Origin of the sequence: Cohnella suwonensis, from assembly GCF_042655365.1 — a bacterium.
Taxonomy (GTDB): Bacteria; Bacillota; Bacilli; order Paenibacillales; family Paenibacillaceae; genus Cohnella; species Cohnella suwonensis.
In genome coordinates, this window is record NZ_JBHSMH010000031.1 from 1 (window position 1) to 1,520 (window position 1,520).

A 1,520-nucleotide genomic window follows, 5' to 3' on the forward strand; every position below is an offset into this window, starting at 1 on the left:
CTTGGGTAGGGGAGCGTTGAATGCGGGTTGAAGTCGTACCGGAAGGAACGGTGGACTGCATTCAAGTGAGAATGCCGGTATGAGTAACGAAAAGACAGGTGAGAATCCTGTCCGCCGAAAGCCTAAGGGTTCCTGGGGTAGGTTCGTCCGCCCAGGGTAAGTCGGGACCTAACGCGAGGCCGAAAGGCGTAGTGGATGGACAACAGGTTGAAATTCCTGTACCACCGTAATCCGTTATGAGCGACGGGGGGACGCAGGAGGGTAGTGACGCGAGCTGATGGATGCTCGTCCAAGCAGTGAGGGGTGTGTGTAGGCAAATCCGCACACTATAACCTCAAGCTGTGATGGGGAGGGAAAATTGCAGTACCGAAGGTCATGATCCCACGCTGCCAAGAAAAGCCTCTAGCCAGGAGAAGGTGCCCGTACCGTAAACCGACACAGGTGGGCGAGATGAGAATTCTAAGGCGCGCGGAAGAACTCTCGTTAAGGAACTCGGCAAAATGACCCCGTAACTTCGGGAGAAGGGGTGCCCCGGTAGTGTGAATAGCACGAGGGGGCCGCAGTGAAGAGGCCCAAGCGACTGTTTAGCAAAAACACAGGTCTGTGCGAAGCCGTAAGGCGAAGTATACGGGCTGACGCCTGCCCGGTGCTGGAAGGTTAAGAGGAGTGGTTAGGGGCAACCCGAAGCTATGAATTGAAGCCCCAGTAAACGGCGGCCGTAACTATAACGGTCCTAAGGTAGCGAAATTCCTTGTCAGGTAAATTCTGACCCGCACGAATGGCGTAACGACTTGGGCGCTGTCTCAACGAGAGATCCGGTGAAATTTTAGTACCTGTGAAGATGCAGGTTACCCGCGACGTGACGGAAAGACCCCATGGAGCTTTACTGTAGCTTGATATTGAACTTTGGTACGGTCTGTACAGGATAGGTGGGAGCCTATGAAGCGTGAGCGCAAGCTTACGTGGAGGCGCCGTTGGGATACCACCCTGATCGTATCGGAGTTCTAACTCGCTGCCCTTATCGGGCAGGAGGACCGTGTCAGGCGGACAGTTTGACTGGGGCGGTCGCCTCCTAAAAAGTAACGGAGGCGCTCTAAGGTTCCCTCAGCGCGGTTGGAAATCGCGCGTAGAGTGCAAAGGCATAAGGGAGCTTGACTGCGAGACCTACAAGTCGAGCAGGGACGAAAGTCGGACTTAGTGATCCGGTGGTACCGAATGGAAGGGCCATCGCTCAACGGATAAAAGCTACCCTGGGGATAACAGGCTTATCTCCCCCAAGAGTCCACATCGACGGGGAGGTTTGGCACCTCGATGTCGGCTCATCGCATCCTGGGGCTGAAGTAGGTCCCAAGGGTTGGGCTGTTCGCCCATTAAAGCGGTACGCGAGCTGGGTTCAGAACGTCGTGAGACAGTTCGGTCCCTATCTGTCGCGGGCGTAGGAAATTTGAGAGGGGCTGTCCTTAGTACGAGAGGACCGGGATGGACGCACCGCTGGTGTACCAGTTGTTCCGCCAGGAGCA

The 1,520-nt window shown here is 55.7% G+C and carries 1 rRNA gene; it reads left to right on the plus strand.

The features are described 5' to 3' along the window. Positions 1-1,520 (plus strand): 23S ribosomal RNA (locus ACFPPD_RS11540); the annotation flags it as partial.